General features: G+C 57.5%; 16 protein-coding genes and 1 pseudogene. 3 read left to right on the forward strand and 14 right to left on the reverse strand.

What is annotated here, in order from left to right:
- Positions 1-8 precede the first annotated feature (8 nt).
- The 8 genes from WNZ15_RS11870 to WNZ15_RS11905 all read right to left on the reverse strand — a co-directional run bounded on the left by WNZ15_RS11870 (position 9) and on the right by WNZ15_RS11905 (position 7,260).
- Complete coding sequence (locus WNZ15_RS11870) at positions 9-425, reverse strand: heme-binding protein (RefSeq protein WP_342893176.1); 417 nt, start codon at positions 423-425, stop codon at positions 9-11.
- 248 nt (positions 426-673) lie between these two features.
- Positions 674-1,099, reverse strand: coding sequence for a heme-binding protein (locus tag WNZ15_RS11875; protein ID WP_342893177.1), 426 nt, complete (start codon positions 1,097-1,099; stop codon positions 674-676).
- Positions 1,100-1,141: 42 nt separating this feature from the next.
- Positions 1,142-2,347, reverse strand: a complete 1,206-nt coding sequence (locus WNZ15_RS11880; protein WP_342893178.1) for a CaiB/BaiF CoA-transferase family protein — start codon at positions 2,345-2,347, stop codon at positions 1,142-1,144.
- A complete protein-coding gene (locus tag WNZ15_RS11885; protein ID WP_342893179.1) occupies positions 2,344-3,120 on the reverse strand; it encodes an enoyl-CoA hydratase in 777 nt (258 codons plus the stop codon). Before WNZ15_RS11885 ends, WNZ15_RS11880 begins: the two co-directional genes overlap by 4 nt.
- On the reverse strand, positions 3,117-4,397 hold the full coding sequence (locus WNZ15_RS11890; RefSeq protein WP_342893180.1) for a TRAP transporter large permease: 1,281 nt from the start codon (positions 4,395-4,397) through the stop codon (positions 3,117-3,119). The genes WNZ15_RS11885 and WNZ15_RS11890 overlap by 4 nt, the downstream gene beginning before the upstream one ends.
- Positions 4,397-4,909, reverse strand: a complete 513-nt coding sequence (locus WNZ15_RS11895) for a TRAP transporter small permease subunit (RefSeq protein ID WP_342893181.1) — start codon at positions 4,907-4,909, stop codon at positions 4,397-4,399. The genes WNZ15_RS11890 and WNZ15_RS11895 overlap by 1 nt, the downstream gene beginning before the upstream one ends.
- A gap of 156 nt (positions 4,910-5,065) precedes the next feature.
- Entirely contained in the window at positions 5,066-6,085 is a 1,020-nt protein-coding gene (locus WNZ15_RS11900; protein ID WP_342893182.1) for a TRAP transporter substrate-binding protein, read from the reverse strand.
- The gene (locus WNZ15_RS11905; protein ID WP_342893183.1) at positions 6,082-7,260 is read right to left on the reverse strand and encodes an aminotransferase class V-fold PLP-dependent enzyme; all 1,179 of its coding nucleotides are present in this window, start codon (positions 7,258-7,260) and stop codon (positions 6,082-6,084) included. Before WNZ15_RS11905 ends, WNZ15_RS11900 begins: the two co-directional genes overlap by 4 nt.
- 167 nt (positions 7,261-7,427) lie before the next feature.
- Between WNZ15_RS11905 and WNZ15_RS11910 the strand changes: the two genes are divergently transcribed.
- Positions 7,428-10,271, forward strand: a complete 2,844-nt coding sequence (locus tag WNZ15_RS11910) for an FAD-binding and (Fe-S)-binding domain-containing protein (protein ID WP_342893209.1) — start codon at positions 7,428-7,430, stop codon at positions 10,269-10,271.
- A 9-nt stretch (positions 10,272-10,280) separates the two neighbouring features.
- Positions 10,281-10,970 (forward strand): GntR family transcriptional regulator, encoded by a 690-nt coding sequence (locus WNZ15_RS11915; RefSeq protein ID WP_342893184.1) that lies wholly within the window; start codon positions 10,281-10,283, stop codon positions 10,968-10,970.
- A 95-nt stretch (positions 10,971-11,065) separates the two neighbouring features.
- Here the strand turns inward: WNZ15_RS11915 and WNZ15_RS11920 are convergent, their stop codons facing one another.
- From WNZ15_RS11920 to WNZ15_RS11940, 5 genes are all read right to left on the reverse strand, one after another.
- Positions 11,066-12,151, reverse strand: a complete 1,086-nt coding sequence (locus WNZ15_RS11920) for an Ldh family oxidoreductase (RefSeq protein WP_342893185.1) — start codon at positions 12,149-12,151, stop codon at positions 11,066-11,068.
- A complete protein-coding gene (locus WNZ15_RS11925) occupies positions 12,135-13,001 on the reverse strand; it encodes an ABC transporter permease (RefSeq protein WP_342893186.1) in 867 nt (288 codons plus the stop codon). Before WNZ15_RS11925 ends, WNZ15_RS11920 begins: the two co-directional genes overlap by 17 nt.
- The gene (locus WNZ15_RS11930) at positions 12,998-13,807 is read right to left on the reverse strand and encodes an ABC transporter ATP-binding protein (RefSeq protein ID WP_342893187.1); all 810 of its coding nucleotides are present in this window, start codon (positions 13,805-13,807) and stop codon (positions 12,998-13,000) included. The genes WNZ15_RS11925 and WNZ15_RS11930 overlap by 4 nt, the downstream gene beginning before the upstream one ends.
- A complete protein-coding gene (locus WNZ15_RS11935) occupies positions 13,804-14,829 on the reverse strand; it encodes an ABC transporter substrate-binding protein (protein ID WP_342893188.1) in 1,026 nt (341 codons plus the stop codon). The genes WNZ15_RS11930 and WNZ15_RS11935 overlap by 4 nt, the downstream gene beginning before the upstream one ends.
- 67 nt (positions 14,830-14,896) lie before the next feature.
- The gene (locus tag WNZ15_RS11940; RefSeq protein ID WP_342893189.1) at positions 14,897-15,787 is read right to left on the reverse strand and encodes a fumarylacetoacetate hydrolase family protein; all 891 of its coding nucleotides are present in this window, start codon (positions 15,785-15,787) and stop codon (positions 14,897-14,899) included.
- Between the two features lie 171 nt (positions 15,788-15,958).
- Between WNZ15_RS11940 and WNZ15_RS11945 the strand changes: the two genes are divergently transcribed.
- Positions 15,959-16,639: an FCD domain-containing protein gene (locus WNZ15_RS11945; protein ID WP_342893190.1), complete on the forward strand. Its 681-nt coding sequence runs from the start codon at positions 15,959-15,961 to the stop codon at positions 16,637-16,639.
- A 174-nt stretch (positions 16,640-16,813) separates the two neighbouring features.
- On the opposite strand, the pseudogene WNZ15_RS11950 reads toward WNZ15_RS11945, so the two are convergent.
- Positions 16,814-17,364: pseudogene (locus tag WNZ15_RS11950) on the reverse strand (hypothetical protein); the annotation flags it as partial.

Below are 17,364 nucleotides of genomic sequence, written 5' to 3' on the forward strand. Positions count from 1 at the left end.
ACGAGACCTCAACAGTCCGCTCCGATTGCGCGCAGGCCGGCCAGGGCGACGTCCCTGTCCTGCTCACCTGTTCCGGATCCAACACCGATCCCTCCGACCAGGCAGCCCTCGACAACAATCGGCAATCCGCCCGGCAGCCCTGTCACGCAGCCATCCGTGGCAAGCCCGATCAGGGCGCGCACCTCTTCCGGGATACGCGCCGTTTCGGCACCAGTCGAAGACGCCGTCAGCGCTTTCGCCAAAGCGCTTTTCCTGCTCAGAAACTTGGCGCCTGTCATCCGGACTTCTGCCAGCACCTCACCGCTTGCATCGACGATGACGATGCACTGGGGTTGTCCGATCTCTTCGGCCTTGCCGACTGCAGCGCCCAGCATCGCCAGCGCCCCTCGATGCGTCAAACATTTCATGTCTTTAAAAAATGTCATGCTCTATTCCGGGCGGCTCAAAAAGTTATCGATAACATATCAAGCCAAATACCTGAGCACAAGGCATCATGGCCGATTTTCACCGGGAACCGACCCGTGATCAGGATTTGGGTTTTCTGCGCTTCTGCGTCGGGCTTTGCCCTTCTTGATGGGGCCCGGACATGTCAAGATCCACGACCCCACGGGCAAGTACGCCAAGGGCCGGACGTTGGGGCCGCGTGACCGTTCCCGCGCCAGCCGGGTGTCGATTAGCCTCCGTCTGCCGTAAATCCGGCGGCCTCTATTGCTGCGATTGCGCAGGTTTCGTCATTGTCGGACGAGTCACCGGTTATTCCAACTGCCCCGAGGACTTCGCCATCCTCTTTGATCAGAACACCACCGGGAACCGGCACCAGCGATCCTTCGGCAATGCTGTTCATTGCCTGAATAAAATAGGGCTGTGACTTTGCCCGTTCAAACAGGGCACGCGAGCCAAGCCCCATACCGATAGCCCCCCGCGCCTTGCCCTGCGCAATGTCAGGACGCAGATTGCTGGTGCCATCTTCGCGGGCCAGCGCAATCAAGAATCCACCGCTGTCGAGAACCGCGATTGTGATGGGTTTCATCTCATGGGCGCGCCGCCAGTCCAATGCGGCCGAGACAATTTTTTGCGCTGCATCTAAAGCAAGTTTCATTCCGATCCCCGATCTGCGTGTTCACCCTGGCCTATTGGCAGACTACGCCGCTATGACGGCCCCGCTTTCTATCAGGCTTGCGACAGTTTCTTGATCATACCCAAGCTTTTCCAACACCTCTCGGCTATGCTGTCCCAACACCGGAGCGGCTCTGGCAACTTTGGCAGGTGTTTTGCTGAATTTGACCGGGTGTCCAATGGTTTTGACATCGCCCGCGATGAGGTGACTTGTCTCCACGATCATATCACGCGCGACCGCCTGAGGGTCCTCGTGCATCTCCAGAATGCCCAGCACCGGACCGGCTGGAAGCGCCGCCGCTTCCATCTTGGCCAACCAGTTGGCGGTCGTGTCCCGCTGCAGTTTTTCATTCAGGATTTCGACGAGCGCGGGCAGGTTTTGCATCCGCGCCAGGTTCGACGCAAACCTCGGATCCGCATCAAGCTCAGGTGTATCAATGACATCCAGCAAACGGAGCCAGTTGCGCTGGTTCGCGGCACCAACATTGATCCAGCCGTCGCTGGTCGCGAACGCCTGGTAAGGCGCATTAAGCGGATGCGCGGAGCCAAGCGGCTGGGGATTTTCACTGGTGGAAAAAGCAATCGCCGATTGCCAGTATGTTTGCACAATCGCAGCCTCAAACAGCGACGTGTCGACTTTTTGACCCCGGCCGGTCTTCATCGCGTTTGCGTATGCCGCGCTCACACCCATGGCCGCCAGAATACCGGCATTGATGTCTGAAATCGGTGCGGCCACTTTGATCGGCGGACGCCCCGGTCCCTCGCCGGTGATCGACATCAGACCGGCCATGCCCTGGGCAATCAGATCAAAACCCCCGCGTTCCGCGTACGGGCCAGTACGTCCAAATCCGGAGATTTCGCAATAGATCAGGCGCGGGTTGATTGCCGCCAGATCGTCATAGCCAAGACCCAGCCGTTCCATTGTGCCCAAGCGATAATTTTCTATCACGACATCCGCATCTGAAAGGAGCTTGTGCAATACGTCTCGCGCCGACGGGTCCTTGAGGTTCAGCGCTATTCCCCGCTTATTGCGGTTCATCATCATGAAGGCGGCGGATTCGCCTTCAATCTGGGGTGGGACAAACCGGCGAGAATCATCGCCTTGTGGCTTTTCCACCTTGATGACATCCGCGCCCATGTCCGCCAGCATCAGGCCACACACCGGACCTGCCATGATATGCGCAAGCTCGACGACCTTCATACCGGTCAAGGGCCCGGTTGCGGCCGTCATTTTCCGGTCCACTCCGGTCTGGATTTGCTCAGGAATGACTCGATGCCAATGTGGAAATCATCGCTGGTGTAACACATCGCGATCAGGTCGTCGTCTTCAACCTTAATCGCGGCACGCCGGCGCCGCATGGCCTCTTTTGTGGAGCGCAAGGTCAGGGGCGCCATGGTGCCGACCAGTTGCGCCAGTTCCCCGGCGCGAGCCATAAGCGCCTCCTCATCCGGCAGAACCTCACTCACCAAGCCAATCGCCTGGGCTTCTTCAGTCAGGATCAGCCGCGCAGTGAAGATGATTTCGCGAACGCGGCCTGCTCCCATCAGATCCGACAGGCGGGCAAGGTTATCGCTGGCAAGGCAGTTCCCCAAGGTGCGTGCGATAGGAAACCCGAACTTGAGGCTGGCAGAGGTGATACGCAGATCACACGCCGCCGCAATCGCGGCGCCGCCGCCTGTGCACGCCCCATTGATCGCTGCGATCGTCGGTACCGGACAACGCTCCAGGTCGTCCAGCGCTTGCGCGATGCGGGCTTCGTAGTCCAGCGCGTCCTGCGCAGTCTTGAAATCGCGGAACTGGCTCATGTCAGTGCCGGCCGCGAACGCCTTTCCGCCCTTGCCGGAAATGACGATGGCCCGGACCGATCCGTTGGTTGGCAGCGACGTGCAGAGATTTGCGAGCGCGTCGTACATCGCAAATGTCAGCGCGTTGCGCGTCTCCGGGCGGTTGAACGCCACCCACAAGACACCGTCACTCAGGTGTTGGGTAAGGTCTTCGGTCATCGATAGAAATACTCAACGAGGAACATCGGCACCGCCGGCACATAAGTGCAGAGCATCAGCACCGCCAACAGGACCAAGACAAACCAGATATTCACCTTGGACACGTCCCAGATATTCGCCCGCGCCACCGAGCAGGACGTGATCAGAACGGATGCGACCGGCGGTGTCTGTTGGCCAATTGCAAGGTTCAGGGTGACGACAAGACCAAAATGCACGGGATCAATGCCCGCGGCGGAGATCAGCGGGATCACGATCGGGACAACCAGAATGATCGCGGCGGCCGAATGCAGAAAGAACCCGATGATCAGGAAAAAGAAATTCAGGATCAGCAAGATCGCCCATTGCTGCGTTGTGACAGACAGAATGCCTTCAGCCAGTTGCTGAGGGATCTGCGCGCGGGTCAAGAAGCCGCCCATAAGAACCGATGCGGCAACCAAAAGCATGACCACGGCTGTTTGAATGCCGCCGTCAAGCATTGCGCGGCGCAAATGCCCCAAGTTCAGGTTGCGATACCAGGCAGAGACAACAAGTGCGGCAAGCACGGCCAGGCCTGCGGCCTCTGTTGCCGTGACAAATCCGCCGAAAATCCCGCCCAGAATGATTACCGGCAACGCAAAAGCCGGCATTGCGTCCTTGAAAGTCTCGCGGACGCGCGGAAGGTTGAATGCCTCTTCCACCGGATAGTCATAGCGTTTGGCGAAAGCATAGGCGACGCCCATCAACCCGGCAGCACCCAGGAGTCCCGGCACAACGCCGGCCACAAACAATTGCTCGACTGAGGTGTTCGCGGAGGCGGCATAAAGGATCATGGGGATCGACGGCGGAATGATGATCGCCAGAGAGGCAGAGGACGACGTGACAGCGGCGGAAAACTCCTTTGAGTACCCGCGCTTTTTCATTTGTGGAATCAGGATCGAGCCCATTGCAGCGACATCGGCCACAGCCGATCCCGAGATCTCTGCAAAGAACAGCGACACGCCAATGTTGACCATCGCCAGACCGCCACGGATGAAGCCGATGATCGCGGACACAAAATTGATCAGCCGATCCGTGATCCCGCCTGCATTCATAATGGCACCAGCCAATACAAACATCGGAATCGCGATCAATGAAAACTTGGTGGATCCGTCATACATGTCCAGGGCAATAGTGACCAGACTGCCTGTGCCCTCGGTCACCAGGAGTCCGATCACGCCGCACATGGCCAGCGAAACTGCAATTGGCACATTGATGCAAATCATCGCCAGCAGGGCGCAGAAGATCGCGGCAATCAGCATCAGGTACGATCCTTGTTCTTGACCATCTCAGCCTCAACCTCTTCCTCGATCTCCGCGTGTTCCAGGGAAACACCGTCAGCGGTAGCTTCCCAGTAACTCGGCAAGCTGAGAAGCTGGCACAGGATGAACAGGATCGCGCCGATCGGAATAATCGACTGGGTGAATTGAACCGGAACCCAGGTCAGCGAGATCAGCGTGTCACCCGCGAGCACTTCGAGAACCTGAAGCCCGGCTCGTGCCATCAGCACAAAGAAGATCAACACGATTGCCTCGCCCACCAGCAAGGCAGCCAGACGTGCCTTGACCGGCATCGCCAGAAGCACTGTGTCAAACCCGATGTGACGACGGTGAAGTGCCGCAAGCGCCGAGCCATAATAAGTTATCCAGGCGAGCATGATCGCGGCAACTTCATCGTACCACGAGAAACTCTGACCCGAGATCCGTGCAATCACCGCCGAAACCACGACGATGGTCAGCAGCACCATCAGCGAGATCGTGATCCATTCCAGCACTTTGCCGAGGGTTGTGACAATCCGAGGTAGGAGTGAGTTTGAAAGCTGGTGCACGTCGGGCCTTGTCTTCTTGCAGGAGCCAAAGGGGCGCTCACGCGGATCTGTATAGCCACAGGAACAAATGGGCAGCGGATTGCCCGCTGCCCGTTACAAGCGTCAGTTTGAGTTCGCCAGGCCCAGAACCAGGTCAATCATTTCCTGCCCGCCTTCAACTTCGGCGGCGAATGCACTGTAGATCGGCGCAGAGGCCTCGACGAATGCATCCTTGTCAGCCTCATTCACCTCGACACCGGCAGCCTTGATGACCTCCAGCAATTCGGTTTCCAGTTGGGCCGCTCTTTCGTAGGTGAAGTCCTGCGTGGACGCCGCACAGGCGGACAGACCGGCCTGGACATCCTCCGGCAGCTTCGCGAACCCCTTCTGCGAAGCGAGGATATAGGCAGGTGTGTAGACATGCCCAGTAATTGACAGGTACTTCTGGACTTCCTGGAACTTCGCGGATGCGATCTGCGCATAGGGGTTTTCCTGGCCGTCCATCACGCCGGTTTGCAACGCGGTAAACACGTCCGAGAAGGCCATTGGGGTCGGGTTTGCGCCGTATTCCGAGAACATCTTGACCCGCCACACGCCATTGGGCGTGCGAAGTTTGATGCCTTCGAGGTCACTCGGCACATTGATTGGCCGCGTGTTGTTGGTGATGTGGCGGAAGCCGTTCTCGGCCAGGCCAACGATGTGAAATCCGCCACCGTTTGCAGCCGCCTGAAACTTGTCCATCATCGCGTCTTGGACACGGCGCATGTGGTCGCGGTCACGGATGATGTAGGGCATCTCGAAAACGCCGAACGCATCATCGACGGAAGACATAACGGATGACGGAAGCGCGAAGTCGATCTGCTCCAGCTTGAGCCTTTGCAAGAGCTCCTTGTCCTTGCCCAACTGAGAAGAGCCGAAGGTCTGCACCTCGACTTTGCCGCCCATCGACGAATTCACACATTCCGCGAAATTGTCGACGCTTGCTTCAAACAGCGAACCAGGATTGCCGACATGGCCAAACTTCAGCGTGATGTCGGCGGCGAAGGCACCGCTTGTTCCGCCAATCGCAGCGGATGCGGCAATAAGAATTGCTTTGATGGTCATGAGTGATTCCTCCCTAGGAAATGTGACTGCTTTCGTCACTCTGCCGCGATCTGCGTGCCCTCCAGCAACGCCATCGCAGCTCCGACTCCCCCATCGTTGTGGGGAATTTTGGCCTTTGCCAGACCCATTTCAACGCCTGCCAGTGTTGCGACCAACATGAGGTCGTTGAAGTCACCGAGATGGCCAATGCGAAACACTTTATCGGCAACCTTCGACAGGCCGTTACCCAAAGAAATATCGTAATGTTCCAAGGTCGTTGCCCGGAACCCATCCGCGCTATAGCCTTCCGGAACCATAACAGCCGTCAGCACGCCACTTTCCTGCCCCTGCTTGTTGCAAAGAACTTCCAGGCCCCAGGCGCGAACAGCAGCGCGTGCAGCTGCCCCGTGACGTGCATGTCGGGCAAAGACATTTTCCAGCCCTTCTTCGTGCAACATGTCAATGGCGACATTCAGTCCGTAAAGAAGGTTCGTGGCGGGCGTATACGGGAAGTATCCTGTTTTGTTCGGACCGACCATGTCCGCCCAATCCCAATATGATCGCTGTAACGTGGCCGACGCGTTCGCCGCCATGGCCTTGGCACTTATCGCGTTGAACGAAAGGCCCGGCGGCAACATCAGCCCTTTTTGCGATCCGGACACGGTGACATCAACGCCCCATTCGTCGTGCTGGTAGTCCAGCGACGCGAGACCCGAAATTGTGTCGACCATGAACAACGCAGGATGTCCGGCGTTGTCGATGGCCTTGCGGACGGCAGCAATCGGCGAGACGGATCCTGTCGATGTCTCGTTGTGAACAACGCAAACGGCCTTGATCTCGTGATTTCTGTCTTCAGCCAGATACGCCTCGATCTGGTCCGGATCTGCACCGCCGCGCCAATCGCCTTCAATGAACTCGGGCTTCAAGCCAAGTTTCTCGGCGATCTTTTTCCACAACGTCGCAAAATGTCCGGTTTCAAACATCAGCACCCGGTCGCCCGGCGACAACACATTGACAAGCGCTGCCTCCCATCCGCCGGTCCCTGACGAAGGATAGATCACGACGTTCTGTTCGGTCTTGAAGATGGTTTTGATCCCTTCCAGGGACTGTGTACCGACTTTGGCGAACGCTGGCCCCCTGTGGTCGATCACTTGACCGGAGATCGCGCGCAATATGCGATCCGGGACCGAACTCGGGCCGGGAATTTGCAGAAAATGACGACCAGCTTGTCTCATAAATCGAACCTTGTGGGACCTGCGTTTCAACTTGCATCACAGAATGACATTGAAGTTGTGAATATACAATTTTTAATTCATAATTCAATTTAAGATTTTTCAGATCAAGGACGCCACCGTTGAACGATATTGCTCGTGAGCTTTCCAAAAGAGTGTCGGGCGATCTGATGTTCGATCCGTTTTCGCGCGGTCGCTACGCAACGGACGCATCGATTTATCAGATGATGCCTGTGGGCGTGCTGGCACCCAAATCAGAAGACGACATATTGGCGGCGATTGACTGCGCACGCGATCAAGGTGTGCCGATCCTGGCACGCGGCGGGGGTACATCGCAGTGTGGCCAGACCGTCAACGAAGCGCTGGTTTTGGATAATACTCAGTATTTCAACGAAATACTCGAACTTGATGTCGCCAACAGGCGCTGCGTCGTGCGCCCGGGCATCGTGCTCGATGAACTGAATCGGGTGCTCAAACCGCATGGGCTTTGGTTCCCGGTCGATGTCTCAACTGCTTCGCGCGCGACCATTGGCGGGATGACGGGGAACAACTCCTGCGGCGGGAAATCCATTCGATACGGCATGATGCGGGACAATGTGCTGTCGATCGACGCGATTTTGGCCGATGGCAGCAAACACCGATTTGGAACGGGTCTTACCGACCAGAACGCGGGCTACAACGCGCTCTCCAGGGATCTTGCTGCGATCGGCCAAAGAGAAACGGCTGAAATCGCCGCCCGGTTCCCCAATGTCATGCGACGCGTGGGTGGCTACAACATCGACGCACTGACTTCTGGATCGAACGCCCAGAACCTGGCGCATCTTCTTGTCGGTTCGGAAGGTACGCTTGCCTACACAACCGCGATCGAGCTGAAACTCTCCCCGCTTCAGGACGGCAAAGCCCTGGGCGTGTGTCACTTCTCGACCTTCCATCAGGCAATGGATGCCGCACAACATCTGGTGACGCTTGACCCCAAGGGCGTTGAGTTGGTCGATCATACGATGATCGCGCTGGCCCGGGACATTCCGCTTTTTGCCAGGACAATCGAAAATTTTGTGACAGGCACGCCCGAGGCTTTGCTGCTGGTGGAATTCACGCAAGCCAACGGGGCACAAAAGTTAAAAGACCTCGACCGGATGATGGGCGATCTCGGGTTTTCCTGGACCGGAACCGGCAAGGCCTGGGGCGGTGTCACCGCGGTGACGGATGCAGACCTGCAGGGACAGATCGCTGAACTGCGCAAATCCGGCCTCAACATAATGATGTCCATGAAGAGCGCCGGGAAGCCCGTGTCGTTTGTCGAGGATTGTGCGGTCGAACTGCCTGACCTTGCCGCCTACACGGCCGGGCTTACGGAGATTTTTGAACGCCACGGCACCACAGGCACCTGGTACGCACATGCGTCGGTCGGATGTCTGCATGTGCGCCCGGTGTTGAACCTGAAGCTGGACAATGACGTCGCCACAATGCGCGCGATTGCCGAGGAATGTTTTGACCTTGTCGCCCGCTACAAGGGGTCGCATTCAGGCGAACATGGTGACGGCATCGTCCGCTCGGAATTTCATGAAAAGATGTTTGGCTCCCGGATGGTCGCGACCTTTAAGGAGGTCAAGGATCGTTTCGATCCGACCGGCGTGTTCAACCCAGGCAAAATCGTCAATGCGCCGAAGATGGATGACCGTAGCCTTTTCCGCTATGGACCGGACTATCAGACCTCACACCTGAAAACCGAACTGGATTGGTCCGAGTGGTCCGGAAAAGATGGCGGATTTCAGGGCGCCGTTGAAATGTGCAACAACAATGGAGCCTGCCGCAAACTGAAGGGGGGCGTCATGTGTCCCTCGTTTCGGGTAACGCGCAAGGAACGAGACCTGACCCGCGGTCGCGCCAACACCCTCCGTCTTGCGATATCCGGACAGCTTGGGCCTGACGCACTGGTGTCCGAAGAGATGGCGGATGCGATGAAGCTTTGCGTGTCCTGCAAGGGCTGCAAGCGCGAGTGCCCGACAGGCGTGGATATGGCGCGGATGAAGATTGAGGTGCTCTCTGCGCGCGCCAAAAAGCACGGCCTGAGCATTCATGATCGGCTTGTCGGCTATCTGCCGCGATACGCGCCCTGGGCGGCAAAATTGCCTTTTCTGCTGAACCTGCGGGACAAGGTGCCCGGTTTGGCCAAAGCAACAGAACGATTGACGGGTTTCACCGCAAAACGCCCCTTGCCCAATTGGGTCGCCAATCCGTTCAAGGACACCGAGGTCAGCGCGACCTCAACGCCGGACGCCGCTCTGTTTGTGGACAGTTTCAACCGCTATTTCGAGCCTGAAAACCTGCGCGCGGCAGTCAGGGTTTTGAACGCGGCCGGCGTTTCGGTTGATGTGGTGAAACCTGCAGACACTAGCCGTCCATTGTGTTGTGGCCGTACGTTTCTGTCGGTCGGACTGGTTGACCAAGCGCGGCAAGAGGCCAAACGGCTGGTCGATGCTCTTTTGCCTTATGCAGAACTTGGCATTCCCATCATCGGCTTGGAACCAAGCTGCCTGCTGACCCTTCGCGACGAGATACCGGTGTTGTTGCCCGGAGAAGACAGTGCAAAGATCGCCAGACTGGCCCTGATGTTCGAGGAGTTCATTGCCGATCAGAGGGACAATCCGCAGTTCGTTTCGCGCCTTCAGTCTCCGACGCCTGAGGTCAAGTTGCACGGGCACTGCCACCAGAAAGCAATGGGGGTCATGCCGGCAATCGAACGAACGCTGGCCCTCTTGCCGGACACCAATGTTACCAAGATCGAAAGCAGCTGCTGTGGCATGGCAGGCGCATTCGGCTACGGTGTGGACACATATGACACGTCGATAAAGATGGCCGAACTGGACGTTCTCCCGGCTGCGCGCGCCGCATCCAGTGATGCAATCATCGTGGCCGATGGCACGTCTTGTCGCCACCAGATCGCAGATAACACCGATTGCAATCCGATGCACATAGCCCGACTTCTCGACTTGGCACTGAAACGAGTGTAAACGCTGCAAATGACTGATGTATCCGCAAACATGATAATCGAACGAAGGTCGCTTCACCTTGAATTGGTGGAGCGTCTGCGTCCTTTGATCATTGAAGGCCAGATGGCCGCGGGCAAAAAGGTCCCGGAAAAGGCCCTTTGCGAACAATTCAGTGTATCACGGACCCCATTGCGCGAAGCGTTGAAGGTTTTGGCCGCAGAGGGGTTGGTCCGATTGGAACCAAATCGCGGAGCATGGGTCACCGCCGTCACAATGGAAGAGGTCGAAGAGGTGTTTCCGGTGCTCGCCGTTCTTGAGGGCCTGTCGGGGGAGTTGGCCTGCGAAAAGATCTCTGATGAGGAAATCACCAAGATCCGCTCACTTCACGACGCAATGATACAAAGCTATCGTGACAAGGACTTGGCCGCGTATTTCAAGTTGAACCAGGAAATCCATCTAGGCATACTTTCTGCGGCAAGAAACGAGACCCTGGCCAACTCCAGCATGGCTTTGTCAGCACGTATGCTGCGCGCACGATATGCGGCCAATATGTCTGACGAGCGCTGGCGCGAAGCCGTGGACGAACACAATGAAATCATTCGAACGCTGGAAGCGCGCGATGGCAAGAAGCTGGCGTCAATCTTGTTTGTTCACATGAAAAACAAGCAAACTTCGGTGCTGCGCTGGTTGCAGAACGCACCCGACGTTGAAGCCGTTTAAGGCTCACTGGTCTCAGTGTGCCTTTGACTTGCCGCTGTCAGAATGACATCGCCGGCATCGCTTCTCACGCGGAAGCGCTCCGAACAAACGCATTCTCAGCCTTTTGCGCGTTCATCCGGAAACGGAGCTGGCAACCCGCAATCAGCAGCAAGCACATTCAGGTCGCGCCGCAGAGCGGGGTTCAGGGCAAGGCCGTTGGTCCGGCGCGCATCAGCTGCCGCGGTCTTGCCGTCACCCGGCAAACGCACGGGATCATGACCCGGAAGCGGCTCCGAGGCACGCATCTCGTCAAAGACCCGGCTGGCGGTGCTCGCAAAATCGTCCCCAATTCCAAAGGCGACAGGATCAAGTGCCATGACAAACATTCCGGTATTTGTGGAAGAGGTCGTGTCGTTCGTGAAATCGACGACGTCTGATCCGAAGGCAGCCCCGTTGAGGACACCTGCCATTAGCCCGATTGCAACCGACAGGCCGAACCCTTTCGCGCCGCCGATCGGCAGGAGGAAGCCCTCCGATTTCCGGGTTGGATCCGTAAGCGGTTTACCGTCCCGCCCAACCATCCAGCCTTCCGGCATCTCCTTGCCCTGTTGCAGAAGCGTCTTGATCTTTCCCATCGCTGCAACGGTGGTGGCCATGTCGAATACGAAGGGATCGGCACCGGCGGCAGGCGCCGAAAACGCAATCGGGTTGGTGCCAAGAAGAAGGTCGGTTCCCCCGTACGGAGGAACGTGGTTCGCGCTTCCGACTGCCGCCGCCATGCCAAGCAGACCAGCCTCGGCTTGTGGCCTCACATAGAGCGCCAGGGGCCCGGCATGATTGCCGCGGCGAACGCCAACCCAGCCGATACCGGCAGCGCGTGCCTTTTCGATGGCCAGATCACGCGCCGTGGACATTGCAAGATGACCAAGTCCGTCGTCCCCGTCGATCACCCCCGTGGCAATTGTTTCATGCGCCACGGTCACCGACGGGGTCGGGTTGCAGCCGCCCCCGTCCAGACGCGCCAGATACTGCCGCAGGCGAAAAACACCGTGTGTGCCATACCCGAAGATGTCCGCCTCTACCATGAGTGTGGCGACTTTGACGGCATCATCATGCGGGACGCCCTTCGACTGCAGCGCCGCCGAAACGAAATCGCGCAGGGTATGCACCGGTATGGTGGATGCTTCAGTGATCGTGTGCACCTACGGATTCCTTCTGCCAGAAGACGACCTTGCGCTGCGTCCATTGCACGATCAGGTACAGCGCCAGCCCGACGAGGCTCAGATACAGGATCAAGGAGAACACGCGCGGCGTATTGAGCTGGGATGCAGCGACCCGGATCAGTTCGCCAAAACCTTTGCCGCCGCCCAGGAATTCGCCCGTGATCGCGCCAGCCATCACGCCAACGGCGCCGATCTTGAGCCCTGTGAAGATCTGCGGAAGCCCGGTTGGAAGCTTCATCTTGATCAATGTCTGCATCCGGCTCGCGCCCATGGTCTTGAAGAGCATGCGGGCATTTTCATCAGCAGAGTGAAGGCCCGCTGCCGTTCCAACCACGATCGGGAAGGTGGCGATAAACGCCGCCAGCGACACTTTGGATTCGATGCCAAAGCCCAGCCAGGCCACAAAGAGGGGCGCAAAGGCGACCTTCGGCATGGTGTCGATGGCCACCAGGTAGGGCATGACAGCTTTTTCCCCGAACACTGTTTCGCCGACGAGGACGCCAAGCGAGAAGCCGATGGCGATGGCAAGCGCGAAGCCGTAGAGAACCTCCTGGATCGTGATCCAAAGAGAGCCAAGCATATAGCCGCCGCTAAAAAGATTGCTTCCAACAAAAATCATATCGTCGAAGGTTTCCCACGGCGTGGGCAAAATGATCGGCGAAACGAGCTCGAGACGCGTCACCACATCCCATGTGCCGATGAAAACCACGAACACAAATGTCATGGCGATCCAGCGGGGTATGGAATCGATGAAAGCAACTTCCTGAACCCAGACGGTATCGTCCGCAGCCCCGGCTTCTGGTTGCTGATTGATCGGCGCATCAGTCACATGCCTTCTCCCTTGTCCAACATGCTGCGAATGTGATCCACGATTTCGCCAAATCTCGGTGTCGTCATCAAGTCAAGCGTGCGCGGCCGGGGCAGATCAACCTTGACGATCTCCGCAATTCGGCCAGGACGTGGTTTCATCACGACGATCTCGTCCGACAGGATGACCGCTTCTTGAATGGAATGGGTGACCAGAAAGGCCGTCGCGTCCTGCTCACGGCAAATTCTTTGCAATTCCATATTCATCATGTCGCGAGACAGCTCGTCGAGCGCGCTGAACGGCTCGTCCAGAAGCAGAACCGCCGGTTCAGTAATCAGCATCCGGCAAATAGAGGCGCGCTGCGCCATGCCGCCAGACAATTCGTTGGGATAAACGTTCTCAAACCCCTTCAGCCCGACCATGTCGAGAAGGTCATGCGCCTTTTTCTTCGCTTTCTTGGCAGCCGCTTTTCCATCCCGTATCTCGATCGGCAGCACGATGTTTTCAACCGCAGTCTTCCATGGGAAGAGCGTGGCCTGCTGGAACATCATTCCGATGTCCCGCCGCGGGCCGGTAACAGGCTTGTCCTGAAGGACCACACGGCCTTTTGTGGGAGGAATGAGACCTGCCATGATCTTCAACAGGGTCGATTTCCCGCAACCGCTTGATCCGATGATCGACGTGAAGCTCCCGTGGCGCAAGGTGAGATCCACGTTCTCCAGCGCGACCACCGAATTGCGTGCATAGGTTTTACTGACGTTGGTCAACTCGTAAACCGGCGCATCAGATGATGCGCCGGAGTATTCATATGCCAATGGGGCGTTCATTTGCCGACAGCCGAATTTCCGAGTTCAGCGAACTCATTGGTCCAAACCGCGCTCAGATCGTCGAGAGGACCTGAGATTTCATTGCCAGCGACAAGAGCATCCTGCCACTCTTCCCAGACTTGCGCCGGATACCAGCCGAGATGCGGGCTGTCGCCACCAGCAATCGTCTTGGAGCGTACCGCGTCGAACAGTGCCGCCTGGAACTCCTTGTCTTCACCTTCCTGCGGGTTGCCTGCAGCAAGGTGGGCAAGGACAGCATCGCGATTGGCATCGTCAAGTGCAAAGGCATGGCCCTTGGCAAAGGCCCGGCTCCAACCTTCGACAAGCTCACGGTCGTTTGCGATCGTATCGGCCATGGTGGCAATACCGTTGCCGAAGAAGCGGCCGAACTCGGCGGGCGTGATGTCACGCACCTTCATGCCGCGCTGGTTGAGAACGGCGGTATCTGCGGTGGACGCAGAGTAGGCGTCAATCTCGCCGTTCAGGAACGCCGCGGTTGCCGGGCCGCCGTCACCGACAGTGAGGAACTCAAAGTCGGTGCCTTCGACCATTCCGGCACTCGACAGCACGTTGCGGGCAAAGCCCACCTCGGCACCGTCCGCTGTACCGGTCCCGATAACTTTGCCGCGCAGGTCCTCGATCGACTGGTAGTCGGATCCTTCCTGGACCGCGATTCCAAAGTTGCTCCGTGCAGCCACGTTGTAGATATGCACGGCGTTCACGCCGCGCGAGCGCGCTGCGATCATCGGGCCGGGGCCCGGACGGCCAAAGTGCGCTTGCCCTGCCGACAATGCCTGCAAAACCGCACCCGAACCGTTGATGGCTTCGACCGTAACGTTCAGGCCTTCGTCTTCAAAATAACCTTCGCCGATGGCGACGAAGACCGGAAATGAGTTGATGGCAGACGGGCTCGGCTGCACGAAAGTGATTTCGCGCAGGCTTTGCGCAAAGGCACCTTTTCCTAGCAGTCCCGCTACCGGCACCGCCGACAGCAACGACGTAAATGTTCTACGATTCATCATAACGCTTAGTCCTCCCTTCGCGTTCTTTCCAATCCCCCTCGTCCTATCGGCGTCTTCGGAAGATCGCTTATACGGCGCGCACCGAGTTCGTGAGCGTGCCGATCCCTGAAATTTTACAAGTGACGGTATCGCCATCTTTTAGGAAACTTGGTGGGTCCATGGCGTATCCCACGCCCGACGGCGTGCCGGTCGCGATGATGTCACCGGGCTCCAAAGTCATCCCCTCCGACAACGAGGCGATGAGTGTCTCGATATCGAAAATCATGTCCGCGGTATTGCCGTCCTGCCGGGTCTCACCATTCACCGTGAGTGAAATCGGCAATGCATGAGGATCTTCGATAGCGTCCGCGGTCACGATCCAGGGGCCCATGGGGCACGAGCCGTCAAAGGCCTTTCCCTTGAAATTCTGCCCGCCATGGCGGCGCTGGACGTCGCGGGCGGAGATGTCATTCAAAATGGTGTAGCCGAAGACGTGTTTCATTGCGTCCGCCCTGGCGATATTGCGCCCCGGCGTGCCGATAATCACAGCCAGTTCAACTTCGTAGTCAGTCTGTTTTGAGACGCTCGGAAACGTCAGCACATCGCCCCCCGGGCCCACGATGGACGTCGGTGGTTTGGTGAAGAAAACCGGATATTCGGTTACGCCGACCTTTTGCTTTTGTGCCCGGTCCCCCTCGGCGATGTGTTCCGTGTAGTTGCGCCCGACACAAAGAACATTCTTGCGAATGACCGGAATTGGCGCCAGCAACTCTGCTCCTTCGGTCAAAATTGCCGTATCAAGAGCACCGGCTTCGGCGTCTGCCACAAGACTGCGAGCGACATCGAGCGTCTCTGGCGGTCCGCCAATCAGAAGGAGCATTGAATTTGCCTTCAATGCCTCGGCGGCAGCTCCCGTCAGATGCTGCGCGGCTTTGGACAGGCTCAATAGGCGGTCGTCATTCAGAACGGCCGCACACATTTGCTCTCCACCCGCTGACACTGTGGCTAGTCGCACGATATTTTCCTCCCGACACTGTCTTTTTTGCAGCAGAGTGTCGCGATATCCTGCGATCTCTTGCTAACCTTGCCGATAAGAGTTGATTGACTCTCGCTGTAATTCAATCAACCAATCAGTAAATTGGGTGGCGATATGAATGAGACAACCGCGGTATCACAAAGACTGCGTGACCTGATCGACAGTGCCGGATATCGGTTGAATGACCGCATCTTGCCCGAGCGCGAACTGTGCAAACGTCTGGACACGACACGCAACCAACTGCGCAAGGCCCTTGCCGATCTGGAGGCGCAAGGGTTGATCTGGCGGCATGTCGGACGCGGCACATTTGTTGGCTCGCGGCCCGTCCTGAACCTTCAGGATGTTACCTACCTTCGTGACCAGATAAAGCCCGAACAGGTGATCACGGTCCGATACAGCATTGAGCCGGAACTGGCGCGGCTTGCGGCCAAAAACGCGAGCAAATCCGACTGTGAACAAATGAAAATATGCGCCGAGAAGTGCTGCGAAGCAAAGGATTGGCGCGCTTACGAAGCCTGGGACAACAAGCTGCACCACGTGATCGCACGCGGCACACGCAATCAGCTTTACCTGTATTTTTTCGAAACGTTGAACTCGGTACGCCGCTCGATTGTCTGGGGCCAACCGCGCGATACCCGCAAGCCCGGACCCGGCTATACCAGCTTTGTCGAACACGATGCGATTGTGCGCGCAATCACGGCCAGAAACGGAGAACTGGCCATGCAGATGATGCAGCAACATCTTCGTTCAGTTTATTCGCGGATGATGCCGGAAGTCGTTTTGGGGGAGGATTGAGGTCCGACCAATCCAGGAAATGGTTGACCTCAACTCACTGCCGACGAGTCTGTTTCTTGCGTATTCGGTCCAGATCACAGAGCAAGTGATCCTAAATCGGCATCGCGCGTCCGTGGGCCTGGCAACAACCGATTCGAGGCGAGGAAAGCTATGTCTGAGCATGTTATCGAGACATCAAAGGTACACGTCATTCCCACAAGCAACGGAAGGTGAACCGCACCGGGTTTCCCGGAGACCGTTTGGTTTAACTTTTGCGGCCATGGCCGCCTGATCCAGCATGGCGTAGTCTCGTTCTTCAGCCTCGGTTTGCGGTAGGGTGCCGATAGGCTCCGGACGTCGTCGGCGGTTCATGTACCAGTCGATCCATTCCAGCCTGGCGAACGCCACGGCTTCGAAGTTTCGATAGTGTCCCGGCCGATGGATGACCTCGGCCTTGTAAAAACCGTCGATCGTTTCGGCGAGTGCATTGTCGTAACTGACGCCAACGCTTTCGACAGACGGCTCGATACCCGCTGCTGTCAGCCCTTCAGAATAGCGAATGGACCTGCTGCCGATTTTCACCGGGATCCGACCCGTGATCAGGACTTGAGATTTTCGCGCTTTGGCTCTGGTCTTTCGCTGGACTTTCAGGTCCCCGTTTTTCCGTTCGCTTTGTTGCACCTCGGCATTTGAACGTGAGACAGCCCTGGGGCTTTCTCCGTGCGGTCTTTTGATTTGTTTTCGTT

The organism is Roseibium sp. AS2 (assembly GCF_038900065.1).
In the GTDB taxonomy this organism is placed as follows: Bacteria; Pseudomonadota; Alphaproteobacteria; order Rhizobiales; family Stappiaceae; genus Roseibium.

What these genes read in the sequence shown, in the direction of transcription:
- WNZ15_RS11870 (WP_342893176.1), bottom strand. Translation starts at nt 425, where the DNA reads ATGACATTTTTTAAAGACATGAAATGTTTGACGCATCGAGGGGCGCTG.
- WNZ15_RS11875 (WP_342893177.1), bottom strand. Translation starts at nt 1,099, where the DNA reads ATGAAACTTGCTTTAGATGCAGCGCAAAAAATTGTCTCGGCCGCATTG.
- WNZ15_RS11880 (WP_342893178.1), bottom strand. Translation starts at nt 2,347, where the DNA reads ATGACGGCCGCAACCGGGCCCTTGACCGGTATGAAGGTCGTCGAGCTT.
- WNZ15_RS11885 (WP_342893179.1), bottom strand. Translation starts at nt 3,120, where the DNA reads ATGACCGAAGACCTTACCCAACACCTGAGTGACGGTGTCTTGTGGGTG.
- WNZ15_RS11890 (WP_342893180.1), bottom strand. Translation starts at nt 4,397, where the DNA reads ATGCTGATTGCCGCGATCTTCTGCGCCCTGCTGGCGATGATTTGCATC.
- WNZ15_RS11905 (WP_342893183.1), bottom strand. Translation starts at nt 7,260, where the DNA reads ATGAGACAAGCTGGTCGTCATTTTCTGCAAATTCCCGGCCCGAGTTCG.
- WNZ15_RS11910 (WP_342893209.1), top strand. Translation starts at nt 7,428, where the DNA reads ATGTTCGATCCGTTTTCGCGCGGTCGCTACGCAACGGACGCATCGATT.
- WNZ15_RS11915 (WP_342893184.1), top strand. Translation starts at nt 10,281, where the DNA reads ATGACTGATGTATCCGCAAACATGATAATCGAACGAAGGTCGCTTCAC.
- WNZ15_RS11930 (WP_342893187.1), bottom strand. Translation starts at nt 13,807, where the DNA reads ATGAACGCCCCATTGGCATATGAATACTCCGGCGCATCATCTGATGCG.
- WNZ15_RS11935 (WP_342893188.1), bottom strand. Translation starts at nt 14,829, where the DNA reads ATGATGAATCGTAGAACATTTACGTCGTTGCTGTCGGCGGTGCCGGTA.
- WNZ15_RS11940 (WP_342893189.1), bottom strand. Translation starts at nt 15,787, where the DNA reads ATGTGTGCGGCCGTTCTGAATGACGACCGCCTATTGAGCCTGTCCAAA.
- WNZ15_RS11945 (WP_342893190.1), top strand. Translation starts at nt 15,959, where the DNA reads ATGAATGAGACAACCGCGGTATCACAAAGACTGCGTGACCTGATCGAC.